The 23,369-nt window shown below is 73.5% G+C and carries 22 protein-coding genes; 9 read left to right on the top strand and 13 right to left on the bottom strand.

Annotation, left to right across the window (positions count from 1 at the left end; translation table 11 throughout):
- Positions 1-24 precede the first annotated feature (24 nt).
- Positions 25-1,203, top strand: a complete 1,179-nt coding sequence (locus V6U79_RS08170) for a serine hydrolase domain-containing protein (RefSeq protein ID WP_334614096.1) — start codon at positions 25-27, stop codon at positions 1,201-1,203.
- A gap of 49 nt (positions 1,204-1,252) precedes the next feature.
- On the opposite strand, the gene V6U79_RS08175 is transcribed toward V6U79_RS08170, so the two are convergent.
- The 6 genes from V6U79_RS08175 to V6U79_RS08200 form a co-directional block, all read right to left on the bottom strand.
- A complete protein-coding gene (locus V6U79_RS08175) occupies positions 1,253-1,837 on the bottom strand; it encodes a hypothetical protein (RefSeq protein WP_334614097.1) in 585 nt (194 codons plus the stop codon).
- Positions 1,834-2,097, bottom strand: a complete 264-nt coding sequence (locus tag V6U79_RS08180) for a hypothetical protein (RefSeq protein WP_334614098.1) — start codon at positions 2,095-2,097, stop codon at positions 1,834-1,836. Before V6U79_RS08180 ends, V6U79_RS08175 begins: the two co-directional genes overlap by 4 nt.
- A gap of 52 nt (positions 2,098-2,149) precedes the next feature.
- A complete protein-coding gene (locus tag V6U79_RS08185) occupies positions 2,150-2,605 on the bottom strand; it encodes a SigE family RNA polymerase sigma factor (protein ID WP_334614169.1) in 456 nt (151 codons plus the stop codon).
- Positions 2,606-2,664: 59 nt separating this feature from the next.
- Entirely contained in the window at positions 2,665-3,915 is a 1,251-nt protein-coding gene (gene purD, locus V6U79_RS08190) for a phosphoribosylamine--glycine ligase (protein ID WP_334524675.1), read from the bottom strand.
- 83 nt (positions 3,916-3,998) lie between these two features.
- Positions 3,999-4,928: a type IV toxin-antitoxin system AbiEi family antitoxin gene (locus V6U79_RS08195; RefSeq protein ID WP_334614101.1), complete on the bottom strand. Its 930-nt coding sequence runs from the start codon at positions 4,926-4,928 to the stop codon at positions 3,999-4,001.
- Between the two features lie 187 nt (positions 4,929-5,115).
- The gene (locus V6U79_RS08200; protein WP_334614103.1) at positions 5,116-6,405 is read right to left on the bottom strand and encodes an adenylosuccinate synthase; all 1,290 of its coding nucleotides are present in this window, start codon (positions 6,403-6,405) and stop codon (positions 5,116-5,118) included.
- A gap of 125 nt (positions 6,406-6,530) precedes the next feature.
- On the opposite strand from V6U79_RS08200, the gene V6U79_RS08205 reads away from it, so the two are divergent.
- Together V6U79_RS08205 and V6U79_RS08210 are read left to right on the top strand one after the other, a co-directional pair.
- Positions 6,531-7,529, top strand: coding sequence for a diacylglycerol kinase family protein (locus V6U79_RS08205; RefSeq protein ID WP_334614104.1), 999 nt, complete (start codon positions 6,531-6,533; stop codon positions 7,527-7,529).
- 71 nt (positions 7,530-7,600) lie between these two features.
- Positions 7,601-9,790, top strand: coding sequence for a MinD/ParA family ATP-binding protein (locus V6U79_RS08210; protein ID WP_334614171.1), 2,190 nt, complete (start codon positions 7,601-7,603; stop codon positions 9,788-9,790).
- A 51-nt stretch (positions 9,791-9,841) separates the two neighbouring features.
- Here V6U79_RS08210 and V6U79_RS08215 read toward each other — a convergent pair whose 3' ends face one another.
- Positions 9,842-10,270, bottom strand: coding sequence for a DUF3151 domain-containing protein (locus tag V6U79_RS08215; protein ID WP_334614105.1), 429 nt, complete (start codon positions 10,268-10,270; stop codon positions 9,842-9,844).
- Positions 10,271-10,552: 282 nt separating this feature from the next.
- Here V6U79_RS08215 and V6U79_RS08220 point away from each other — a divergent pair, with 282 nt between their 5' ends.
- Positions 10,553-11,761, top strand: coding sequence for an LOG family protein (locus V6U79_RS08220; RefSeq protein WP_334524663.1), 1,209 nt, complete (start codon positions 10,553-10,555; stop codon positions 11,759-11,761).
- 55 nt (positions 11,762-11,816) lie between these two features.
- Here V6U79_RS08220 and fbaA read toward each other — a convergent pair whose 3' ends face one another.
- On the bottom strand, positions 11,817-12,839 hold the full coding sequence (gene fbaA, locus V6U79_RS08225; RefSeq protein WP_334614106.1) for a class II fructose-bisphosphate aldolase: 1,023 nt from the start codon (positions 12,837-12,839) through the stop codon (positions 11,817-11,819).
- 126 nt (positions 12,840-12,965) lie between these two features.
- Positions 12,966-13,349 (bottom strand): phage holin family protein, encoded by a 384-nt coding sequence (locus V6U79_RS08230; RefSeq protein ID WP_334614108.1) that lies wholly within the window; start codon positions 13,347-13,349, stop codon positions 12,966-12,968.
- A gap of 131 nt (positions 13,350-13,480) precedes the next feature.
- On the opposite strand from V6U79_RS08230, the gene V6U79_RS08235 reads away from it, so the two are divergent.
- A complete protein-coding gene (locus tag V6U79_RS08235; RefSeq protein ID WP_334524654.1) occupies positions 13,481-13,693 on the top strand; it encodes a hypothetical protein in 213 nt (70 codons plus the stop codon).
- Here the strand turns inward: V6U79_RS08235 and V6U79_RS08240 are convergent.
- Positions 13,684-14,766, bottom strand: a complete 1,083-nt coding sequence (locus V6U79_RS08240; protein WP_334614110.1) for an LCP family protein — start codon at positions 14,764-14,766, stop codon at positions 13,684-13,686. The two genes, V6U79_RS08235 and V6U79_RS08240, sit on opposite strands and share 10 nt — an antisense overlap.
- Positions 14,763-15,248, bottom strand: a complete 486-nt coding sequence (locus V6U79_RS08245; RefSeq protein WP_334614112.1) for a SigE family RNA polymerase sigma factor — start codon at positions 15,246-15,248, stop codon at positions 14,763-14,765. The genes V6U79_RS08240 and V6U79_RS08245 overlap by 4 nt, the downstream gene beginning before the upstream one ends.
- Positions 15,249-15,429: 181 nt before the next feature.
- Here V6U79_RS08245 and V6U79_RS08250 point away from each other — a divergent pair, with 181 nt between their 5' ends.
- From V6U79_RS08250 to V6U79_RS08265, 4 genes are all read left to right on the top strand, one after another.
- Positions 15,430-16,977 carry an LPXTG cell wall anchor domain-containing protein gene (locus tag V6U79_RS08250; RefSeq protein WP_334614113.1) on the top strand — a complete coding sequence of 516 codons (1,548 nt, stop codon included), beginning with the start codon at positions 15,430-15,432 and terminating at the stop codon, positions 16,975-16,977.
- 136 nt (positions 16,978-17,113) lie between these two features.
- A complete protein-coding gene (locus V6U79_RS08255) occupies positions 17,114-18,598 on the top strand; it encodes a 3' terminal RNA ribose 2'-O-methyltransferase Hen1 (RefSeq protein WP_334614114.1) in 1,485 nt (494 codons plus the stop codon).
- Positions 18,595-21,243: a polynucleotide kinase-phosphatase gene (locus V6U79_RS08260; protein WP_334614115.1), complete on the top strand. Its 2,649-nt coding sequence runs from the start codon at positions 18,595-18,597 to the stop codon at positions 21,241-21,243. The genes V6U79_RS08255 and V6U79_RS08260 overlap by 4 nt, the downstream gene beginning before the upstream one ends.
- A 5-nt stretch (positions 21,244-21,248) precedes the next feature.
- Entirely contained in the window at positions 21,249-22,124 is an 876-nt protein-coding gene (locus tag V6U79_RS08265) for a DedA family protein (RefSeq protein ID WP_334614116.1), read from the top strand.
- 181 nt (positions 22,125-22,305) lie between these two features.
- On the opposite strand, the gene V6U79_RS08270 is transcribed toward V6U79_RS08265, so the two are convergent.
- A complete protein-coding gene (locus tag V6U79_RS08270; protein WP_007454255.1) occupies positions 22,306-22,683 on the bottom strand; it encodes an ArsR/SmtB family transcription factor in 378 nt (125 codons plus the stop codon).
- 57 nt (positions 22,684-22,740) lie between these two features.
- Positions 22,741-23,280 carry an orotate phosphoribosyltransferase gene (gene pyrE, locus V6U79_RS08275; protein WP_334614117.1) on the bottom strand — a complete coding sequence of 180 codons (540 nt, stop codon included), beginning with the start codon at positions 23,278-23,280 and terminating at the stop codon, positions 22,741-22,743.
- Positions 23,281-23,369 lie beyond the last annotated feature (89 nt).

The raw sequence follows: 23,369 nt of genomic DNA on the forward strand, positions 1-23,369 counted from the left end.
CGCCCGCACGGCAGGCTCGGGAGCATGAAGATCACGAACAGCCGTACCGCACTCGTCGTCGCGGCGCTCGGCCTGGCGCTGACCGTCGCCACCGCCGCCGCGGCCGCTCCGGGCAGCGCCGCCACCGGCCGGGCGGGCGCCACCTGCCGTCCCGGCACCCTCGACCCCGCCCCGCTGCGCGCGTCGATCAGCGGGTTACCGAACGCCGACGCGACCAGCGCGCAGGTGCGCATCTCCACCCCGGAGGGCTGCTGGACCGGCGTCAGCGGCGTGCGGGACCTGCGCAGCCAGGCCCCCGTTCCGCCGCACGCCCGGTTCCGGATCGGCAGCGTCACCAAGGTCTTCACCGCCGCGCTGGTGCTGCAGCTGGCTGCCGAGGGCCGCATCGACCTGGCCGACCCGGTACAGCGTCACCTGCCCGGCCTGCTGCCCGCCGACTACCCGACCGTCACGATCCGCCAGCTGCTCGACCACACCAGCGGCATCCCCAGCCCGACCATGCCGGAGGGGATCGAGTGGCAGCTCGCCCACCGGTACGACCGGTGGACGCCAGAGCAGATCGTGCGGCTCGGCCTGCACAACCCCCGCGAGTTCGAGCCCGGGACAAAGCAGCACTACACGAACATGGGCTACATCGTCGCGGGCCTGCTGGTGGAGAAGATCACCGGCAACTCGTACGCGCACGAGCTGGACCGGCGGATCGCCCGTCCGCTCCGCCTGCGGGACACGTACGCCCCCGGCGACGATCCGCGCATCCGCGGTCCGCACGCACGCGGATACCAGGCCGTCGTGCGCGACGGAGCCACCGAACTGGTGGACGCGACGACGTGGAGCCAGACCTTCACCCCGGCCTCCGGCAACGTCATCTCCAGCCTGGTCGACCTGGACACGTTCATGACCGCACTCTTCGCCGGCCGGGTCGTACCGCCGGCCCAACTGGCCGAGATGTTCACCCTGCCCGCGGTCCCTGACGTCGCCGGCGGTCCGGCCCGGTACAGCGCCGGGCTGACCGCGTTCCCGCTGCCCGGAGGCGAGATCCTGTGGATCAAAACGGGGTCCCGGTTCGGCTACCTGGCCGGCGTGGCGTCCACCCGGGACGGCCGGTTCCGGGTGGAGTACTCGATCACCGCCACCGACGCCAAGGGCGAGGAGCTCAGCCGTACCGCCCAGGCCGTGATCGGGGCCGCGCTCGGGATGCTCTGACGAGGCACCCGGCGGGCGGGGCGCGTGGTCGGCGCGCCCCGCCCGCCGGTCACGGGTAGAGGGTCAGGCCGGGCGATCGGGCCAGCGTGACCAGCTGGTCCATGGTCAGCAGCGGCTGGTCCGCGGTCGGCGTGATCTTCGCCCGGTTCGAGACCACCTCGGTCCGGTAGTTGTTGGTGACCACTGCGACCGACGTACCGTCCGGCCGGAGCAGATGCACCCACAGCTGCCGTGCGCCGGGCGCCTCCTCCGACTTGCTGAGCACGGCCGCCGAGCCGTCGGGAAACCTGGTGATCTTGCAGTCCAACGTGTTGTACGCCTGCTGGCAGTCCGGCTTGGCCAGGTCGGTGCCGGTCGGGCTCACCCGGAGCAGAAAGAAGCCGGAGTCTTCCCCCCGCCGGACCGTGCCGTCCACCGTGTACTCGCGGTAGCTCGGGTGGTACTGGAACTGCGGCTCGGTGCAGCCCGGCTGCGCCGGTTCGATCCGCATCCCGGCCGGCATCCGGGTGCGCAGCGCGTCCCGGAGCGCCCCGGTCAGGCGGGCCACGGCGGCGGCAGGCGCCTCGTTGGGACGGGCCCGGACCGTCCCGTGGGTCTGCAGCGGCGGCTGCGGCCCGGTCGGCCTCGGGGTCACCTCGGCACAGAGCGGCGACGCGACGGCCTTCGACGGGCCGGCCGGCGACGGGCGGCGACGGTCGGCGCGGGGCCCGGTGCGGCGGCCAGCGACGGCACCACCAGGAGCGCCGCCACGGCGGCGGCCGCCGTCGTACCGGTGAGCAGCCAGGTCCGGTGGCGACGTCGCCGCCGTTCCGACCGGATCAACCCGTCGACGTCGATCCGGGTGGGGGGCGCGTCCGCGACGACGGCGCGCAACTGGGTCGAGATCTCATCCATCGGTACGTCCCTCCCGGGTGGCGGACGCGGCGACGAGGCGGCCCCGCAACGCCTAGATCGCCCGCGCGGACTGGCTCTTCACGGTCCCCGTGGTGCAGCCCAGCTCGCGGGCCGTCTCCTCGACCGACAGGTCGCAGAAGTAACGCAGCACCAGGACGGCCCGCCGGCGCGGCGGCAGCTCGGCGAGGAGGGCGAGGAGGGTGACCCGGTCCGCCGTACCGTCGGTGCCGGCGCGGACCGCGTGGTCGGGCACCTCCGCCCAGGCGGCCTCCCGCCGCCACGGACGGCGTCGCTCGTCCAGCCAGACCCGGAGCAGGGTACGCCGGACGTACGCGTCCGGGCTCTCCATGGCGGAGACCCGCCGCCAGTGCCGCAGCAGCTTGACCAGGGCCGTCGACGTCAGGTCGTCGGCCGTGTGCCAGTCGCCGCAGAGCAGGTACGCCGTGCGGCGCAGCGGATCCAGCCGCGCCGTGACGTACTCGCGGTAGCCCTCGATGTCGGCAGGCAATCCCGCCACCTCCTCACCCTCACCGCTGAAACGGAGGCGGCGGGGTGGGAGGTTGCCCGTCAGTTCGGAATGGTGATCCGACCCTCGACCGCCGCGGCGGCGATGTCGGTGCGATGGTGCGAGCCCGCCAGTTCGACCCCGCGCACCAGGGCGTACGCGGCGTCCCGCGCGGCGGCGAGGTCCGGGCCGGTGGCCGTACCGCAGAGGACCCGGCCCCCGGCGGAGAGCAACGCGCCGTCGGCGGCCCGGCGGGCGGTGCCGGCGTGGATCACGCCCGGCCGGTCGGCGCCGGTGATCACGTCACCGGTGCGGGGTGCGGCCGGGTAGCCGTCGGCGGCGACCACGACGGTGACGGCGGCGCCGTCCCGCCAGCGCAGCGGTGGGTGCGCGGCGAGCGTGCCGGTCGCGGCGGCGTGCAGCAGCCCGGCGAGCGGCGTCTCCAGCATCGCCAGGACCACCTGCGTCTCCGGGTCACCGAAGCGGGCGTTGAACTCGATCACCCGGGGACCGGCGGCGGTCAGCGCCAGACCGACGTAGAGCAGCCCGGCGAACGGGGTGCCCCGGCGCCGCATCTCCGCCAGCGTCGGGTGCACCACGTCGGCCATCACCTCGTCGACCAGGCCGGCCGGCGCCCAGGGCAGCGGCGCGTACGCCCCCATGCCGCCGGTGTTCGGGCCGGTGTCGCCGTCACCCACGCGCTTGAAGTCCTGGGCGGGCAGCAGCGGCAGCGCCGCCTCGCCGTCGGTGACCACGAAGAGCGAGACCTCCGGGCCGGCGAGGTACTCCTCGATGACGACCCGGCCACAGTCCTGCGCGTGGCGCAGCGCGGCGGCGCGGTCCTCGGTGACGACCACGCCCTTGCCGGCAGCCAGCCCGTCGTCCTTCACCACGTACGGCGGCCCGAAGTCGTCGAGCGCCTCGGCGGTGCTCGCCGCGTCGGTGCAGGTGTGGGCGCGGGCGGTCGGCACCCCCGCCGCCGTCATGATCTCCTTGGCGAAGGTCTTCGACCCCTCCAGCCGGGCCGCCTCCGCGGACGGCCCGAAGACCGGGATCCCCTTGGCGCGTACCGCGTCGGCCACCCCGGCGACGAGCGGCGCCTCCGGCCCGATCACCACCAGATCGGCCCCGACCTCCACGGCGAGCCCGGCGACGGCCGACGGATCGGTCGGATTCACCGCCCGCACCTCGGCGAGCGCGGCGATGCCCGGATTCCCCGGCGCCGCGATCACCGCCTCGACGGAAGGGTCACCGGCCAGCCCGAGCGCGAGCGCATGCTCCCGCCCGCCACCCCCCACAAGAAGAACGCGCACCCCCGGGATCCTACCGACCCCACCCGACGCCCGGTTGATCATGAAGTTGGCGGCAGTATCTGAGATCGACATCGCCGCCAACTTCATGATCGACGCATCGAGGCGGCGGAGATGGCCTGGCGGACGGTCCAGGGGATGTAGTTGGGGTCCAGGGTGTCGTGCCAGGTGAAGCGGAGCACGGTGTAGCCGGCATTGGCCAGGCGGTTCTGGCGGCGGCGGTCGGCGAAGATCGCGTCGGGGGTGCTGTGCGGCGCTCGGCCGTCCGCCTCCGCGATGACCCTCGAGGCGCGCCAGCCGAGATCGCCGACGCCAAGCAGGTAGCCGTCGCGGTCCCTGACCGCCCACTGAAGGACGTCGGGAGGGACCCGGCCGTCGACGCACCGCAACCGGGCGCGAGTCTCCAGCGGCGACTGGGCCCGGGCATCGACTTCGGACAGATACCCCCTGGCCGCCACGGCTCCCCGCCGGCCACGGATGAGACGCGGGATCGCCAGGAGGTCGTCGTCCGTGACGAGGCCGCGGTTCAACGCCGAGTCGAGCAGGCAGACCGCGGGGTAACGCCGCTCCCTGAGGATGACATCGGTGACGGTGTCCAGGGGCGAGGTCACCGGTATGCCGTCGACCGAGAGCAATGACACGGCGGACCGACGCAGTTGGTGCACGACGATGTGAGGTTCCGCGAAGCGGACCGGCCGCGCCGCCCTGGCGGGCAGCGCCAGGTGAATCCGCTCGGTCACTGGCAGCCCGGCGATTCCGTGCAGCTCGGCCGCCGTCCCCAGCACCGCGTGCGCCGCGGAACCGAACGAAAGCACTGCGGCCCGGATGCGCGCACGCCGCGAAGGCTCTACCCGGGGGTCCACCTGATAGACGGCGCGAGCGAGCGGAAGCCAACGCTTGAAGGTGACCAGGTTGTCGATCTCATGCCGACTGAACCCCGCCCGAAGCGCCTGCGCCCGTGTGACCACCCCGTCCTGCACGGCGGAAATTCCGCCCAGCACCTCGTCCCGCCCCATGGCACCCCACCCTGGCGGAAACTGACCCCTTCCTCACCCCCTGTGGACAACCCTGTGGACAACCACCATCCCCCGACCCACTCCACCCTGGTTGATCATGAAGTTAGCGGCGAAGTTGATCGCGGTGAGTGCCGCCAACTTCATGATCACCGAGGGGAACCGGGGGCCCGGAGGGAGCCGGGGGGGGTTAGGGGAGGAGGGGGTGGCGGAGGACGTTTTCTTCGCGGCCGGGGCCTACGCCTACGACGCTGACGCGGGTGTTGCAGAGTTCCTCGATGCGGGCGATGTAGCGGCGGGCGTTCTCGGGGAGCTCGTCCTCGGTCCGGGCCTTGGTGATGTCCTCCCACCAGCCGTCGAGCTCTTCGTAGATCGGCTTGGCGTGGTGGAAGTCGGTCTGGCTCATCGGCATGTCGTCGAACCGCTCGCCGTTGATCTCGTACCCGACGCAGATCGGCACCTTGGCCATGCCGGTGAGCACGTCCAGCTTCGTGATGACCAGGTCGGTGACGCCGTTGAGGCGGCAGGCGTACCGGGCGACGACCGCGTCGAACCAGCCGCAGCGGCGCTCCCGGCCGGTCGTGGTGCCGTACTCGTGGCCAACCTTGCGCAGGTGCTGGCCGTTGTCGTCGAAGAGCTCGGTCGGGAACGGACCGGCACCGACCCGGGTGGTGTACGCCTTGCTGACCGCGATGACCTTGGTGATCGCGGTCGGCGGGATGCCGGCGCCCACGCACGCCCCACCGGCGGTCGGATTCGACGAGGTCACGAAGGGGTACGTGCCGTGGTCCATGTCGAGCATGGTCGCCTGGGCGCCCTCCAGCAGCACCGTCTCGCCGCGGTCCAGCGCGTCCCAGAGCATCACCCGGGTCTCCGCGATGTACGGCTTGAGCCGCTCCGCGTACCCCAGGTACTCCTCGATCGTCGCGTCGACGTCGATCGCCTTGCGGTTGTAGATCTTGAAGAGCAGCTGGTTCTTCTCGCGGAGCGCCAGCTCCAGCTTCTTGCGCAGGATGCCCGGGTCGAGCAGGTCCTGGAGCCGGATGCCCATCCGGGCGACCTTGTCGCCGTACGCCGGGCCGATGCCCCGGCCGGTGGTGCCGATCCGGCGGGTGCCGAGGTAGCGCTCGACCACCCGGTCCAGCGCCCGGTGGTGCGGCATGATCAGGTGCGCGTCGCCGGAGATGCGCAGCCGGGAGACGTCCACGCCACGCTCGGCGAGCCCGTCGATCTCGGCCAGCAGCACCTTCGGGTCGACGACCACCCCGTTGCCGATGACGATCATCGCGCTCGGCGAGAGCGCCCCGGACGGCATCAGGTGCAGCGCGTACTTCTGCCCGTCAGGAGTGATCACCGTGTGACCGGCGTTGTTGCCGCCGGAGTAGCGCACGACGTAGTCGACCCGCTCACCCAGCAGGTCGGTAACCTTGCCCTTGCCCTCGTCGCCCCACTGAGCGCCAAGGAGCACGATCGCTGGCATCTTCTCCGCCTCCAGAAGGCTCGGGTGCCAGGTGGCGACCGGTTGGCGAGCCCGGGGTGTCAGGCTAACAAGTAGTGACGGCGCGGCCGGCAGGGGTCGCGTCGAGAGGCAGGAGGCTCCTTCCCGTGTACGACGTGGTGCTGCTCACCCTGGGCTCGGAGCGGGACGCTCCCGGCGGGGGCTGCGGCGATGGCGGTGCCTGCTGCTCCGGCGCCGCCGAGGCCGCCCCGGAGAAGACCGGGGAGCGCTGCGAGACGCCGCGCGTGCCGGTGCTGGCCTGCGCGGAGGCGCTCACCGCCCGGGGCGCGCGGGTGGAGACGGTCACCGCCCGCTCGGACGCCGAGATCGACGAGGTGCTGGCCCGGCTCGACGCCCCGCCCCGCCCCGACGGCCTGACCTGGCCGGACCCGGACGGCAAGACCCGCCTGATCGTCGCCACCGCCAGCGACGCGCAGTTGCGCGCCGTCGTGCGCCGGCTGGTCCGGCGGTACGCCCCACCGCCCAGCCGCCGCCCCGCCGACCTGGCCGGCAACCGTACGGTGCCGGACCTGCCCACGATCGGCGTGCTCCCGCTCGACCCGGCCCGCAGTGGCGGGCAGCGTGACCTGGCCGCGCAGCTCGGGCTGCCCCGGGATCCGGCGGCGGTGGCCGCCGCGGTGCTGGACGGCACCGCCCGCCGGCTCGACCTGCTGCGCAACGACGGCGGCTCGGTGACCCTGGACGGCGCATTGCTCGGCGCCGCCGACGACCAGGGCCGCCCGCTGCACTGGCGCGGCCGGGTCGAGGTGGACGACGCGGTGCTCAGCGACGGCGAGGACCCGATCCTGGCCTGCGCGATCGGCAACGCCGGCGGGTACGCCCAGCTGGACGGGCTGCCGCTGCTGACCGGCCCGGACCCGACCGACGGGGTGGTCGAGGTGGCGGTGGCCGTCCCCGTGGTCACCCGGTCCGCGTTGGGCCGGAAGAAGATCCGCTTCGAGGTCCGCCGGGCTCGGGGGCGGGCCGTGGCCGTCATCCCCCGCGACGAGAAGGTGCCTTTCCTCGACGACGGCGCCGAGGGCGAGCTGAGCCGCAAGCGGTCCTGGTGGACCGAGCCGGGCGCCTGGGCGGTCTGGACGAGCTGACTCACCGGCTCCGCTACCGTCCGTGACCGGATCGGGACGGCCTATCCTCAACGGGAGGAATGGGGGGAACCGTGGTGGACGAGAACGCCGACCGGGGCCAGCCGCCCGGCCAGCAGCCGGTGCCGGAGCGGGACATCGAGCCGCTCTGGCCGCCCGACGCCGCGCCTGCGGGCACGCCGGGGCCGGCCTGGGTCGCCCACCCGTCCGCGGCCTACCCGTCCCTGAGCGCGGAGGTCGGCGACCGCCTCCCCTCGGCCGCCCCCGGCTGGGACGCCGCCCACCCGGGCGACCACGGGCTCCCGGACGGCAACGGCCGCTCGGGCGACCCGAACGGCGGCCTCCCGGCACACGACCTCGCCGCCACGCCGGGCCACCCCGGCTACTACGACGGCAGCGGTCCCGCCACCGGCACGCCGAGCGGCGGCGGGAGCGGGGCTGACGGCGGACGGCCCGGCGTACCGGGCGGCACCATCCCGGCGCCGGACGCGACCGCCCGGCACGGGGCGGTGGAGCACGCCGTGCCGGCGCCCCGGCCGGGGCAGGCCGCCCCGGTCGACCTCGACCTGCCGTTCACCCTGGACCCGGCGATCCCGCAGCCCGCTCCGGGCACCCCGGAGACGGGCGGGACGGCCGGCGCCGCGCCGCACGGCCCGGTGCAGGGGCAGCCGCCGGCCTTCCCGCCGGCTCCCCGACAGCCGGCCGGCCCGGCCGACCATGAACGCCCGGCCGACCATCAACGCCCGGCCGGGACGGCCGCCGGACCGGCGTGGGGCGGGCCGTCCGCCGAGCCGGTCGGGTCGGGCGCCGCGTACGGGACTCCGGTCGTACCCGTGGAGACGCTGGCGGCGGCCGGCGGACCGGGATCGGGGGAGTCCCCGTGGGCGCAGCCGCCGCAGCGCACCTCGGCCGGCGCGGCGGAGGCGGTCGGCACCGCGGCGGTCCCCGGTGAGCCGGACGCTCCGGCGCCCACGCCCCCGAAGCTGGGACCGTTCCCGCCCTCGCCGGGCACGCCGCTGGCCCCGCCCGCGCCCGACCCGACGACCGGCTATCCACCGGGCCCGACGCTGACCGTGCCGCCCCCGCACGCCGGCCCGCCGAACCACCCGCACGCCGGCCCGCCGAACCACTCGCACGCCGGCCCGCCGGCCCACGCCGGCCCGACGCCGGGCGCGCCCGCCCCCGGGCCGGGCCCGGCGCAGCCGGTCGCCGGTTGGTACGGGCCGTCCTGGCAGCACGGCACCCCGCCCGCCGGGGTGCCGCGGCAGCCCCAGCCGGAGCAGCCCGCCCCGACGCCGGGCGGCTACCCGGAGCCGGCGTGGACGCCGGAGGTTGGGGTCCCGCCGACGGCGGAGGACTTCGCCCGCCGCCGCCAGGTGCGCCCGGCCGACCCGGTCGCCACCACCGGGTTGCGCGCGGTGGTCAACCGGATGGGTCTGGTGAAGCTTCCGCCGGGGCGGCACGAGCAGGAGCTGCGCCGGGACATCGAGATGGTGCGCCGCAACTTCGGCGGGCTGCGCCAGGTGACCGTGGTCAACCCGAAGGGCGGCGCCGGCAAGACGGTGGCCATCCTGCTGCTGGCGATGACCTTCGGCCAGAAGCGCGGCGGGTACGTGCTGGCCTGGGACAACAACGAGACCCAGGGCACCCTCGGCATGCGGGCGCAGCAGGACTTCCACTCGCGGACGGTCCGGGACATGCTGCGGGACCTGGGGCAGTTCCAGGGCGCGCACGGCCGGGTCGGTGACCTGTCGCAGTACGTCCGCTCGCAGGGCGAGGGGATGTTCGACGTGCTCGCCTCGGACGAGTCGGCCACCGGCGGCGAGATGCTGACGGCGGCCGCGTTCGCCGAGATCCGCGAGGTGGTGAGCCGGTTCTACAAGCTGATCTTCGTGGACACCGGGAACAACGTCCGGGCCCAGAACTGGCAGGCCGCGATGGACGCCACCGACCAACTGGTGGTCACCATGTCGGCCCGGAACGACTCGGCGGAGACCGCCGCGCGGATGCTGGACCATCTGGAGCAGAGCGGCCGGCACCGGCTGGTCCGGCAGGCGGTGACCGTGGTGTCGATGCCGCCCTCCCGCAAGGAGATCGACCTGCCGGCGATCCAGGAGCACTTCGCCGCCCGCACCCGGGCGGTGCTGCTCGCCCCGTACGAGCGTCTGATCGACACCGGGGAGCCGATCCGGTACGGCGGGCTCTCCTCGGCCACCCGGGACGCCTGGCTGAAGATCGCCGCAGCGGTCGCCGAGGGGCTCTGAGCCGGTACGACGGCCGGCCCGGACAACCGCCCGGGCCGGCCGTCGCGCGGGTCAGCTGCCGGCGAGGGCGTCCCCGGCGGCCGGGTCGCAGTCGCGCAGGAACTGGGCGCAGCGGGCCGCCTCGTCGGCCTCGCCGATCTCCCCGGCGGCCCGGGACAGCACGTACAGGCAGCGCAGGAAGCCCCGGTTGGGGGTGTGCGACCAGGGCACCGGGCCGTGTCCCTTCCAGCCGCTGCGGCGCAGCTGGTCCAGACCCCGGTGGTATCCGGTGCGGGCGTACGCGTACGCCGTGATGATCTGACCGGCGTCGAAGGACCGGGTCGCCAGCGCCGCCCAGGCCGCGCTGTGGGTCGGGAAACGGGCCGCGACCTCGGCGTACGCCTCGTCGGTGCCCGCCCGCGTGGCGTCGGCCAGGGCGGCGTCGGCCTCCTCGTGGGCGGGCAGGAAGGTAGCCGGTGGCTCAGGCAACAGGTTCTGCATCGCCCCATTCAACCCGCTTCGCCCCGCGACACGCGAGGGGGTCCGGCCGGCACGCTGGCTGAACGGTGGAGGCATTCGTCACGCCTGCGGCTCAGGTCCCGGGCCCCGCGGCCCATGCCGCCGCGAGGTGACTTCCGTTACAACTGTTGGTCCGGAGCCTCCCCAGGACCGGATCAGGCAGGAGCCCGGCGGTTTCGACCGCCGGGCTCCTGTCCGTGCCGGGCCGGCGCGACCGGGGCCGGGAGGGTTTGGGCGGTTGCCCGGTGCGGGCAGGATGGCCTGGTGCCGACCCCACCTCCCGCGGACGTCATCGCGCCGCACGACACCCACCCCGACGAGATCGAGACCCGCGCGGACTTCGACCGGCGGCTGGCCACCGGCAGCCTCGCCGGGCTGACCGTGCAGGGGCTGCGCCTCGACCTCGAACCCGTTCCCGACCTGACCGGCACGGTGGTCACCGGCACCCTCTTCGTGGGCTGCCGGTTCGCCTCCCGGGAGGTCGGCGCCGACCTGGTGCGGCGCGGGGCGAACGTGGTGCCGCCCTTCTCCGGGCTGCCGTACCCCACGCAGCCGTCGCACCTCTACACGCCGGAGGAGCTCGCCGCCGGCTTCGCCGAGGGCGGGTTCGCCGGGATGTACGACACCCGGGTGTACGAGCACTTCCGGGCGCACGGCGGCGCGCTGCCGGACGTCCGGGAGGCGCTCGGCCAGCGCCTGCACGACCACGGTGTGGACAACGCGCTGGTCGACGCCACCCGTACCTGGCTGGCGACGCACGGCCCGCAGTCGGTGGTGGGGGTGATGGGCGGGCACGCGGTGCCGCGTGGCAGCGTGCCGTACCGGATGGCGGCGGTGCTCGGCTGGGAGCTGGCCCGGGCCGACCGGCTGGTGGTGACCGGTGGCGGCCCCGGGGTGATGGAGGCGGCCAACCTGGGCGCCTTCCTGGCGACCTGGCCGGCCGAGGAGCTGACCGCGGCGATCGACCTGCTCGCCACGGCGCCCGACTTCACCGACCACGACCGGTACACGGCGGCGGCGCTGACGGTCCGCGAGCGGTACGCGGCCGGACCGGCCGCGCCGCGGCGCACGCCGGGTCTGGACTGGGCCCGCTCGGGCGGGCTGGCCATTCCCACCTGGCTGTACGGGCACGAACCGGCGAACCTCTTCGCCGGGAAGATCGCGAAGTACTTCTCCAACGCCATCCGCGAGGACACCATCCTGCGGCTGTCCCGGGGCGGGATCGTCTTCGCCCCCGGCCGGGCCGGCACCGTTCAGGAGGTGTTCCAGGCGGCGACGAAGACCTACTACGGCACCGACGGAGCGAGCGGGGCGTACGTCTTCCTGGACCGGACGTACTGGACCACCGAGCTGCCGATCGAGTCGCTGCTGCGGCCGCTCTTCGCCGCGTCCCCGTTCGGGGACCTCTCGGCCACCGTGCATCTGACCGACGACGTGCGCGAGGCCGTCCAGGTGCTCACCGCCAGCGCCTGAGACGCCGACGGCCGGCTCCCCGGTCGGGGAGCCGGCCGTCGGGCCGCACGGGTGACTACTTCATCCGGGTGCCGGTCGAGCGGAGGTGCTCGCAGGCCTCCACGACGCGGGCGGCGAGACCGGCCTCGGCCAGCTTGCCCCAGGTCCGCGGGTCGTACTGCTTCTTGTTGCCGACCTCGCCGTCGACCTTCAGCACGCCGTCGAAGTTGCGGAACATGTGCTCCGCCACCGGCCGGGTGAAGGCGTACTGGGTGTCGGTGTCGATGTTCATCTTCACCACGCCGTAGTCCAGCGCCTCGCGGATCTCCGACAGCAGCGAGCCGGAGCCGCCGTGGAAGACCAGGCTGAGCGGCTTGTCCTTGCCGTACTTGGCGCCGACCGCCTCCTGGATCTGGTTGAGGATCTCCGGGCGGAGCTTGACGTTGCCCGGCTTGTAGACGCCGTGCACGTTGCCGAAGGTCAGCGCCGCCATGTAGCGGCCCTTCTCGCCCAGGCCCAGCGCCTCGACCATGGCCAGGCCGTCCTCGACGGTGGTGTAGAGCTTGTCGTTGATGGCGTTCTCGACGCCGTCCTCCTCGCCACCGACCACGCCGACCTCGATCTCGAGGACGATCTTGCCCTTGGCCGCCTCGTCGAGGAGCTGCGCGGCGATCTGCAGGTTCTCCGCCACCGGCACGGCCGAACCGTCCCACATGTGCGACTGGAACAGCGGCTCCTCGCCGCGCTTCACCCGCTCCTGCGAGATCGCCATCAGGGGCCGGACGAACTTGTCCAGCTTCTCCTGCGGGCAGTGGTCGGTGTGCAGGGCGATGTTGACCGGGTACTGCTTGGCGACCTCGTGCGCGTACGCGGCGAACGCGACCGCGCCGGTGACCATGTCCTTGACCGACGGTCCGGAGAGGTACTCGGCGCCGCCGGTGGACACCTGGATGATGCCGTCGCTCTCCGCGTCGGCGAAGCCCTTCAGCGCCGCGTTCAGGGTCTGCGAGGAGGTCACGTTGATCGCGGGGTACGCGTACCGGCCGGCCTTGGCACGGTCCAGCATCTCCGCGTAAGCCTCGGGGGAAGCGATGGGCATGTCGAACGCTCCTTACTTACCGCTCTCGGCCGAGCCGGCCGTTGTCTTCCATCGGGTGCGCCGGACCGCGCTGTCCACCGCCGGCAGTATCCCGTAGGGAGTGGCCCCGGGCACAACCGCCTCCCCTCACCGGTCCGCCAGGTGGTCCGGTACGACCACACTGATCAGCCAGCTCACCACCGCCATCACGATGGCTCCCCAGAAGGCGGCGCCGAAACCGTCCACCCGGAACGGCAGGTCCAGCCCGCGGGCGATCCAGTCGGTCAGCAGGAACAGCAGGGCGTTCACCAGCAGCGCGAAGAGGCCCAGCGTGAGCAGGTAGAACACGCAGCCGACCACCTTGATGACCGGCTTGAGCACCGCGTTCACCACGCCGAAGATCAGCGCCACCACGAGCAGGGTGAGTGCGGTGTCGGCGCCGCCGCGACCGGTGACGTCGACCCCGGGCACGATCAGCGTGGTGACCCACAGCGCGACCGCGGTGATCGCCAAGCGGATCAGGAAGCCCACGCCCCTCATCCTGGCACCGGCGGGCTCCCCCGGTGGGACGATCCACCGACTCCGCTTCCCGCGCCCACCGGGCGACGGCCCCGCCCAGCCCGTACGGTGTGGGTGGTAATCCGCCGGAACAGGGAGGGACGATGGGTCAGCCCCACGAGGACTTCACCCCGAGCGACCACCTCGGCCCGGAGGAGCGCGATCCGGAGGCCGAGCCGGCCGACGCGTTCGAGCAGTCCATGGTCGCCGGCCCCACCGACGGCGACACCGAGCCGCGCCGTGGCCTGGAGGTCGACGACTGGGACGCCATGGAGCAGGCCCGGGTGGTCACCGCGGACGAGGACGACTACCGCTGAGGTGCCAGCGGCGTCACCCGCTCCGGGTTCGCCGCCGCCCACTCGTCCAGCCGGTCCTCCCGTAGCGCGGCCAGGAAGGCCGGCGCGGCCCCCCGGTCGAGCAGCGACGTGCCCAGGCGCTCGCGGTCCTCGACGGTCGGCAGGGCGACGCCGACCGGGGCGGCCGACGTCGCCGTGCCGGCCAGTGCGAGCAGGTCGGGCAGCGAGCGCCCACCGGTGTCGACGGTCAGGTCCGCACCGATGCCGGCGAGCAGTCGGCCGAGCGCCGCCGGGTTGGTGCGGAGTTCCCGCTCGTCCAGTTGCCGCAGCAGCCCGGCGAGGTAGCGCTGCACGTTGCGATCCCGGTCCCGTGCGCCGTTCGGCAGGTCGCGGCGCTGCCGGAGCAGGTCGACCGCGCCCGCGCCGTCGAGCCGCTGACATCCGGCGGGGAACGTGCGCCGGGTGTGCGTCGAGCGGACCTGCCCGGGCAGGCAGACCTCCACCCCGCCGACGCCGTCGGTGAGCTTGCCCAGCGCCGGGTAGGTGAGTGCGGAGCCGGCGTCGATCGGCAAGCCGGTCACCCCGGTGACGGTCCGCTCGGTCAGCTCGTAGCCGCGCCGCAGGTCGGGCCGGGGCTGCCCGGCGCCCTGCGCGAACGCCGTGTTCAGCTTCGCCGTGCCGTGGCCGGGGATCTTCACCAGCAGGTCGCGCGGCATCGAGACCAGCCAGATTCGGCTCCGGTCCGCCGGGACGTGCACCAGCAGCACCGCGTCCGCCCGGGGAGTCGAGCCTGCGGCATGCGCCCGCGGCGTGCCGTCCAGGCCGAGCAGCAGCACGTTCAGCGCGTCGGACCGGCCACCGGGGTCACCCGTCAGGTTCCCCGTGGCGGCGCGCTCGCCCACCGGCGGTACGACCTGGGGCACCGCGACACCCAGCAGGCCGAGCACGGCCAACGCCGCGCCGCCCGCCCGGAGCCGGTTACGGCGTCGACGACGCCGGGCGGCGATCCGGTCGATGGCCGCCCGCAGCGGCCCGACCGGCGGGATCGACGGCTCCTGCCGGGCGAAGGCGGCCCGCAGTTCTTCCTCGGTCATCGGCAGACCTCCACATGTTCGGCGCGCAGCGTGGCGAGGGCTCGGGAGATGGAGGAGCGGACGGTGCCGACGGCGCAGCCGAGGATCTCGGCGATCTCGGCGTCCGGGAGGTCCTCGTAGTAGCGCAGCACCAGGGTGGCCCGCTGCCGGCGGGGCAGCCGGGCCAGCAAGGACCGGACCTGGTCCCGCTCCACCGCGTCCTGGGCGTGGTCGGTGGCGAGGGGTACGGACTCCTCCGGGTCGCCACGCAGCAGCACCCGGCGCATCCACGAGCCGCGCCGCCAGTCGACGTACTGGTTGGTGAGCATCCGGCGGACGTACCGCTCCGGGGAGTCCGCGCGGGCCACCCGCCGCCAGTTCAGCTGGACCCGCACCATGGTGTCCTGCACCAGATCCTGTGCCTGGTGCGGATCGCCGGTCAGCATGACCGCGTACCGCAGCAGCGCGGCCAGCCGTAGGTCGGCGAACTCCTCGTACGTCACTGCACCTCCCGGTTTCCCTGCCCCTGACGACGGAGGCGGACAGCCGGAACGTTGCGCTGGTACCGGTCAGCCGTTCGGCTCGTTTCCCCCGCCGCCGGCCGGTCGGGGCAGCGCCGGGCCTTAAGGCTTCCTTAAGCTCCGCAGGCTCCACCTGGACATTCCCCACGGGAGGAACCCGGTAATGCTCAAGCACTCCACCCGGCGCTGGCTCGCCGGGCTGGGCGTCGCAGGCGCGTTCGTCGCCGCCTCCGCCACCCCCGCGTACGCGGCCGATCCCCTGGTGATCGTCGCCTGGGACACCCTGATCGCGCCGAACCACAGCACGTACAACTTCATCGCCCCGTACATCGAGGGCGAGGGGAAGCTGGAGAAGGCGACGCTGGACCTCGACCTGTCCGAGGTCGACGACATCGCCACCTTCGAGCTGGCCACCACGCTCTGGGAGTGCGCCCCCGCGCAGCAGAAGACCCTGCACTGCGAGTCGCTGCCGAACGAGTGGGGCGTCACCAGCCTCGACTACCACCTGACCGCGAAGCCGGACGCGAAGCCCGGCCGGAAGGCCGAGCTGGGGATCAAGGCGACCGGGGGCGGCCAGACCGCCACCCGCAGCGTCACGGTCACCATCGCCGAGGGCGTCGACCTCCAGTCCGACCCGGAGGTCAGCCTCGACGCCGCGCCGGGCGAGACCGCCGGCCTGACCGGCGACGTGGTCCGCAACTCCGGCGACAACCCCGCGCGCGGCGTGGTGCTGCGCATGCAGAACGACCACCTCAGCCCGTACGCCGGCAACTTCAGCAACTGCGAGTACGTCGAGTACCTCGCCACCATCTGCACCTTCGACACCGAGCTGAAGCCGAACAGGAGCTACCGGCTCTCCGACAAGCTCCCGGTGAAGCTCGACAAGAGCGCTCGCACCGGCATCGAGCTGGAGAACTACGTCGACTGGTGGACCAAGGACGACTGGGCGCTCGTCGCCAACGACCCGGACTTCCCGGTCCCGCCGGGCAAGCCGGGCACCGGCGAGAAGCTGACCCTGGTCGAGGAGCCCCCGGCCCGGCAGGCGTCCGTCCCGCAGACCGACGTGGACCGGTGGAACAACTTCACCGTGGTCAACGTCAAGGTCGGCGGTGACAACCCGGCCGACCTGGCAGCCGTCGGCAGCACCAACAGTGGCAAGGTGGGCGACAAGGTCAAGGTGAAGGCCGGCTGGACCAACCTGGGTCCGGCCACCGTGGACGCCTGGCGGCTGGACGGGCCGATCGTGACCGTGGCGATCCCCAAGGGCACCGAGGCGATCGAGGTCTCCGAGGAGTGCGCCCCGTACGACAAGGACGGCAAGGACCCGTGGGACCCGTGGGAGCACGGGGGTGAGCCGGGCGCCGACCTGTACGGCTGCCTCGCCGCCGGGGACCCGGAGGCGGGCGTCAGCGGCTCGTACCCGTTCGTCCTGCGGATCGACGAGCTGACCGGCGAGACCTCCGGCAAGGTGGTCACCCACCTGGACGCCGACCCGAAGGCGGAGAACAACGTGGCCGCGATCGTCATCAAGCGCGGCGCCGGCAACCCGGGCGCTCCCGATGACGGCGGCGAGGGTGGCGGTGACGGCGGCTCCCTGCCGATCACCGGTGACTCCACCGCGCTGGTCGCCGGCATCGGCGTCGTGCTGCTCGCGGCCGGCGGGGCCGGCTACCTGGTGGCCCGCCGCCGCCGGACCCGCTTCGTGGCCTGATCTCCCGACCACACCACCCGGTGCCCCGTCGACCATTCGGTCGGCGGGGCACCGTCCTGTCCACCCCGGGGAGCAGCCGGACCGTTCGCCCGAAAACGGGACGACGCAAGATCGAAGTCCCTGACACCATGGGCGGGTGCTGCTCACCCTGACCACCACCCACCGCCCGGCGACCGACCTCGGGTACCTGCTGGTCAAGCACCCCGACCGGGTGCACGCCTTCGACCTGCCCGCAGGCACTGCGCACGTGTTCTACCCGGAGGCGGCCGAGGATCGCTGCACCGCCGCCCTGCTGGTCGAGGTCGACCCGCAGCGACTCGGCGCGGGCCGGGGGCGCGGGCGGCAGCAGACGGCCACCCCGGAGAGCTTCACCCTCGGGCGGTACGTCAACGACCGGGCGTACGCCGCGTCGAGCCTGCTCTCCTCGGCGCTGTCCACGGTGTTCCGCTCGGCCCTGCGCGGAGTGTCCCGGGACCGGCCGGAGCTGGCCGCGACCGCGATCCCGCTGGAGGTGCGGGTGCCGGTGCTGCGCTGCCGGGGCGGCGCCGACCTGGCCACCCGGCTGTTCGCCCCGCTCGGCTGGACGGTCACCGCCACCCCGGTCCCCCTCGACGAACGGCACCCCGACTGGGGCGACAGCCGCTACGTGGAGCTGCTGCTGACCGGCACCGTCCGGGTCGCCGACGCGCTCAACCACCTGTACGTCCTGCTGCCGGTCCTCGACGACGCCAAGCACTACTGGGTGGCCCCGGACGAGATCGACAAGCTGCTCCGGGCCGGCGCGGGCTGGCTCGCGGACCACCCGGACAAGGCTTTGATCACCCGGCGTTACCTGGCGCACCGGCGCGCCCTGGCCGGTCAGGCCCTGGCCCGCCTGGCCGAGCTGCGCCTGGCGGACGAAACGCCGGCCGACGACAGCGTCGTGGCGGAGGGCGTCGAGGCCGTCGAACCCCGCCGGGCGTCCCTGGCGGCACGACGTCGGGAGGCGGTGCTCGCCGCCCTGGCGGCCAGCGGCGCGACCCGGGTGCTGGACCTGGGCTGTGGCGGGGGCGCGCTGCTCACCGCGCTGGTCGCCGACCGGCGCTACACCGAGGTGGTCGGCACCGACGTCGCCGACCACGCGCTGACCCTGGCCGCCCGCCGGCTGCGGCTGGACCGGTTGCCGCAGCGGCAGCGCGACCGGGTCCGGCTCTGGCAGTCCGCGCTGACCTACCGGGACGACCGGCTGCGCGGTTACGACGCGGCGGTGCTGATGGAGGTGGTCGAGCACCTCGACCCGCCCCGGCTGCCGGCGCTGGCGGACGCGGTCTTCGGTCACGCCTGGCCGGGCACGGTCATCGTGACCACCCCGAATGTGGAGTACAACGTCCGCTACGAGGGGCTGCCGGCCGGACGGTTCCGGCACGCCGACCACCGGTTCGAGTGGACCCGCGCCGAGTTCGCCGACTGGGTCGGCGAGGTGGCGGCCACCTACGGCTACACCGCCACCGTCGGCGGGATCGGCGACGACGACCCGGAGGTCGGGGCCCCCACCCAGCTCGCCGTGTTCACCGCCGCCGGGCAGGCAGCCGGCGGGCAGACCAGCACCGGGCGCGACACCCGGAAGGAGGAGCAGCGATGACCACCCTCGAACTTCCCGAGCTGGCCCTGGTGGCCCTGGTCGGGGTCTCCGGCTCCGGCAAGTCCACCTTCGCCCGCCGGCACTTCGCGCCCAGCCAGGTGCTCTCCTCGGACATGTTCCGGGCGATGGTGGCCGACGACGAGAACGACCAGTCGGCCTCCGCGGACGCCTTCGAGGCGCTGCACCACGTCGCCGCCACCCGGCTGCGGCGCGGCCGGCTGACCGTGGTGGACGCGACGAACCTCCAGCCGCACGCCCGGGCCGGGCTGGTGCGGGTGGCCCGGGAGCACGACGTGCTGCCGGTGGCGATCGTGCTGGACGTGCCGGAGGCGCTGGCCTGGGAGCGTACCGAGGCGCGGGCCGACCGGACCTTCGGCCGGCAGGTGCTGGCCCGGATGCAGCGCGACCTGCGCCGGACCTACGGGCAGCTGGCCCGCGAGGGCTTCCGGAAGGTGCACGTGCTGCGCGGCGCGGAGGAGATCGACGCCGCCGAGATCCGCTACGAGCGGCTCTACAACGACCGGCGGGAGCTGACCGGGCCCTTCGACATCGTCGGGGACGTGCACGGCTGTCGGGAGGAGCTGGAGGCGCTGCTGCTCCAACTGGGCTGGGCACTGCGCCGCGACGACGCGGGTCGCCCGGTGGACGCGGTGCACCCGGCTGGTCGTACCGCGGTCTTCGTGGGTGACCTGGTGGACCGCGGCCCGGACTCCCCCGGCGTGCTCCGCCTGGTGATGGGCATGGTGGCGGCCGGGCACGCGATCTGCGTGCCGGGCAACCACGAGCAGAAGCTGCTGCGCAAGCTGCGCGGCCGGGACGTGCGGCTCACCCACGGCCTGGCCGAGACGATGGCGCAGCTGGAGTCGGAGTCCCCGGACTTCGTCGCGGAGGTGGCGGGCTTCGTCGACGGCCTGGTCAGCCACTTCGTGTTGGACGGCGGCCGGCTGGTGGTCGCGCACGCCGGGCTCAAGGAGGCCTACCAGGGCCGCGCGTCCGGCCGGGTCCGCGCGTTCGCGCTCTTCGGGGAGACCACCGGCGAGACCGACGAGTACGGCCTGCCGGTCCGCTACCCGTGGGCGCGCGACTACCGGGGCTCGGCCATGGTCGTGTACGGCCACACCCCCACCCCGGTGCCGGAGTGGGTGAACAACACCATCTGCATCGACACCGGCTGCGTCTTCGGCGGGCGGCTCACCGCGCTGCGCTACCCGGAGAAGGAGCTGGTCAGCGTCCCGGCGGTCAAGGAGTGGTACGCCCCGGCGCGTCCGCTGGTCGACGCCCCGGTCCGGCCGGACACGGTGCTGGACCTGGCCGACGTGACCGGCCGCCGGCACATCCAGCACGCGTACGGGACGCTGACCGTGCCGGCGGAGAACGCCGCCGCCGCGCTGGAGGTGATGAGCCGGTTCGCGGTCGACCCGGGCCGGCTGGTGTGGTTGCCGCCCACCATGGCGCCCTGTTCCACCTCGACCGTCGAGGGCTTCCTGGAACACCCGGCGCAGGCGTTCGAGGACTACCGGTCCGCCGGCGTCGAGCGGGTGGTGTGCGAGGAGAAGCACATGGGCTCGCGGGCGGTGGTGCTGGTGGAGCGGGAGGAGACCGGCGGGCCGTACGGCGGCGGGGTGGTGCACACCCGGACGGGGCGGCCGTTCTTCGGCGCGCCGCTCGACGGGGAGCTGCTGTCCCGGGTCCGGGCGGCGGTCACCGCCGCGGGGCTCTGGGCGGAGCTCGGCACCGACACGCTGCTGCTCGACTGTGAGCTGCTGCCCTGGTCGGCGAAGGCGGGCGGGTTGATCCGCGAGCAGTACGCCAGCGTCGGCGCGGCCGGGCGGGCGGCACTGCCGGCGGTGCTGGACACCCTGGACGCCGCCGTGGCGCGCGGGCTGCCGGTCGGTGACCTGCGGGCCCGGATGGCCGACCGGCAGTCCGAGGTGGCCGGCTACTCGGCGGCCTACCGGGCGTACGTCGCGCCGACCGACGGGCTGCGCGGGGTGACCCTGGCGCCGTTCGCGGTGCTGGCCGGCGCCGGGGTGAGCTTCGTCGAGCGGGACCACGGCTGGCACCTGGACCTGGCCGACCGGCTCTGCGCGGCCGACCCGGAGTTCTTCACCCCGACCCGGCGGCAGGTCGTCGACCTGGCCGACGAGCGGGCGGTGGCGGCGGCCACCGACTGGTGGCTGGCGCTCACCGGTGCCGGCGGCGAGGGCATGGTGGTCAAGCCGTACGCCGGGCCGGCGGCCCGCTCGACCCGGGGCTCGCTGCTCCAGCCGGGCATCAAGTGCCGGGGCCGGGAGTACCTGCGGATCATCTACGGCCCCGGCTACACCGACCCCGGTCAGCTGGCGGCCCTGCGTCGCCGCTCGCTGGGCCGCAAGCGCGGCCTGGCGCTGCGCGAACACGCCCTCGGCCTGGCGGCCCTGGACGCCTTCGCGGAGCACGCCCCCCTCTGGCGCCGTCACGAACTGGTCTTCGCCATCCTCGCCTGCGAATCCGAACCCACCGACCCCGCCTCTGACCCATCCCTCCCGCCGATCTCGCCGGTGCGCCCCGACAAATCACCGCAGAAGCCGTCGTCCGGGGCGCGAGAACGCGAGATCGGCGGGGGGAGGGCGGGCGGGGCGGGGCGGAATGGGGTGGGTGGGTAATCTGTGTGGCCGTGGACACAGGTGAGAAGAGTCGGGTCGTCGTCGAGACGGTCGCGCTGAATCCGCTCGACCCCAAGGAACTGCTGCAGACCTTCGGGCTGATCGGCGTCTGGGTGATCCTCTTCGCCGAGACCGGTCTGCTGGTCGGTTTCTTCTTCCCGGGCGACTCGCTGCTGTTCCTGGCCGGGGTCGCCGCCTCGCCGGTGGCGGACGCGATCTTCGGCGACGGCACCCGGCTCTCGCTGATCGGGCTGCTGGTCGGTGGGCCGATCTGCGCGATCGTCGGCGCCCAGCTCGGGCACTGGCTCGGTTCCAAGTACGGCCGGCGGATGTTCGACCGCCCCAACTCCCGCCTCTTCAAAAAGGAGTACGTGGAGAAGGCGGAGTTCTACTTCCAGAAGTTCGGCCCGGCGAAGGCCGTGGTGCTGGCCCGGTTCATCCCGATCGTGCGGACCTTCCTGAACCCGGTGGCGGGCGCGCTCGGCATGCCGGCCAAGCAGTTCTTCCTGTGGAACGTGATCGGCGCGCTCCTCTGGGTCGACGGCATCCTGCTGATCGGCTACCTGCTCGCCGAGCAGATCTACAGCGCGATCGGCGAGAAGATCGACCGGTACATCCTGCCGGTGGTCGCCCTGATCATCCTGCTCTCGGTGCTGCCGATCTTCTTCGAGTTCCTGCGCGACCGGAAGGCCCGCAAGCGGGGCGAGGCCGTCGCGGTGGTCGCCGCCGCGAGCGCGGCCGGCGCCGTGGAGGCGGTCCGGGAGGCCATCGAGCACCATCACCACCACGACCAGCCGCGGCAGCCCTACCAGCAGCAGTCGTACCAGCAGCAGTCGCCGCAGGACCGTGGGCGGTACCCGGACCAGGGCCACGGCCGCTGACCACCTCGTACGACGAACGGCCGGCCCCGGAAGGGACCGGCCGTTCTTCGTGTACTCCACCGGGAACCCGGTGGTGGATCAGCGAGCTGAGTGGTGACGGACAGCCGTCACCGCCCGATGACGCCACCCCTGGTACGCCACCGGACGTCGCCCCGATCCGGGACGACGCACGGACACCGGGTCAGCGAGCCTTCTTGGTGGCCCGCTTGCGCGGCGGGGTGAGCAGGTCCGCGATCGTGGCGATCGCGGACGGCACCAGCCGGTAGTAGGCCCAGACACCGCGCTTCTCCCGCTCCAGCAAGCCGGCCTCGGTGAGGATACGCAGGTGGTGGCTGACCGTCGGCTGCGAGAGGCCGAGGGGTGCGGTCAGGTCACAGACGCACGCCTCGCCCTCGGGGGCCGACTGGATCAGGCTGAGCAGCCGCAGCCGGGCGGGGTCGGCGAGGGCCTTGAGGACCCCCGCCAGCCGCTCGGCGTCGGCACGTTCGATCGGCTCGCCGGCAAGCGGCGAGATCTGAGGCATGGTCATTTCAGCCAACGCAGTTCCCACGTATTCCATCCTTCCACCAGCAGCATCGATCCGCCTGCATATCAGCAGATCCGAATCGGCAAATTTTTACGCCACGAGGCCGAGGTCAGCCAACGTGTAGGCCGCCCGATACGGGAGTCCGGCGGCTCGTACGGCGTCCCCGGCTCCTCGATCAACAATAACCGCCACACCCGCGATCTCCGCCCCGGCCTCACGAAGCGCCTCGACCGCGGTCAGCACACTGCCGCCCGTCGTCGAGGTGTCCTCCACCGCGAGTACCCGCCGCCCGGCCACCTCAGGCCCCTCGATCCGCCGCTGCAGACCGTGCGCCTTGCCGGCCTTACGAACCACGAAAGCGTCCAACGGTCGTTCCGTCTCCGCCGCGGCGTGCAGCATCGACACCGCGATCGGGTCGGCGCCGAGGGTCAGCCCGCCCACGGCGTCGTAATCCCAGTCAGCGGTCAACTCCCGCATCACCCGGCCGATCAGCGGCGCGGCCCGGTGATGGAGCGTGACGCGGCGCAGATCGACGTACCAGTCCGCTTCGCGCCCTGAGGAGAGCACCACCCGTCCATGGACCACAGCCAGGTCAGTGATGAATTTACGCAGGTCGTCGTGGTCCCCCATGACGGTAGAGGTTACTGCGCGAGTCTGTGCGCCGTCTGCGGGGCCCACCCGGGTCAGCCTCGCGGGCGACCGATGGCTGGCGATGGACG

It is taken from the genome of Micromonospora psammae, from assembly GCF_036902725.1.
GTDB lineage: Bacteria > Actinomycetota > Actinomycetes > Mycobacteriales > Micromonosporaceae > Micromonospora.

What these genes read in the sequence shown, in the direction of transcription:
- V6U79_RS08200 (WP_334614103.1), bottom strand. Translation starts at nt 6,405, where the DNA reads ATGCCAGCGATCGTGCTCCTTGGCGCTCAGTGGGGCGACGAGGGCAAG.
- V6U79_RS08250 (WP_334614113.1), top strand. Translation starts at nt 15,430, where the DNA reads ATGCTCAAGCACTCCACCCGGCGCTGGCTCGCCGGGCTGGGCGTCGCA.
- V6U79_RS08270 (WP_007454255.1), bottom strand. Translation starts at nt 22,683, where the DNA reads ATGGAATACGTGGGAACTGCGTTGGCTGAAATGACCATGCCTCAGATC.
- pyrE (WP_334614117.1), bottom strand. Translation starts at nt 23,280, where the DNA reads ATGGGGGACCACGACGACCTGCGTAAATTCATCACTGACCTGGCTGTG.
- V6U79_RS08260 (WP_334614115.1), top strand. Translation starts at nt 18,595, where the DNA reads ATGACCACCCTCGAACTTCCCGAGCTGGCCCTGGTGGCCCTGGTCGGG.
- V6U79_RS08170 (WP_334614096.1), top strand. Translation starts at nt 25, where the DNA reads ATGAAGATCACGAACAGCCGTACCGCACTCGTCGTCGCGGCGCTCGGC.
- V6U79_RS08215 (WP_334614105.1), bottom strand. Translation starts at nt 10,270, where the DNA reads ATGCAGAACCTGTTGCCTGAGCCACCGGCTACCTTCCTGCCCGCCCAC.
- V6U79_RS08235 (WP_334524654.1), top strand. Translation starts at nt 13,481, where the DNA reads ATGGGTCAGCCCCACGAGGACTTCACCCCGAGCGACCACCTCGGCCCG.
- V6U79_RS08240 (WP_334614110.1), bottom strand. Translation starts at nt 14,766, where the DNA reads ATGACCGAGGAAGAACTGCGGGCCGCCTTCGCCCGGCAGGAGCCGTCG.
- V6U79_RS08180 (WP_334614098.1), bottom strand. Translation starts at nt 2,097, where the DNA reads ATGGATGAGATCTCGACCCAGTTGCGCGCCGTCGTCGCGGACGCGCCC.
- fbaA (WP_334614106.1), bottom strand. Translation starts at nt 12,839, where the DNA reads ATGCCCATCGCTTCCCCCGAGGCTTACGCGGAGATGCTGGACCGTGCC.
- V6U79_RS08195 (WP_334614101.1), bottom strand. Translation starts at nt 4,928, where the DNA reads ATGGGGCGGGACGAGGTGCTGGGCGGAATTTCCGCCGTGCAGGACGGG.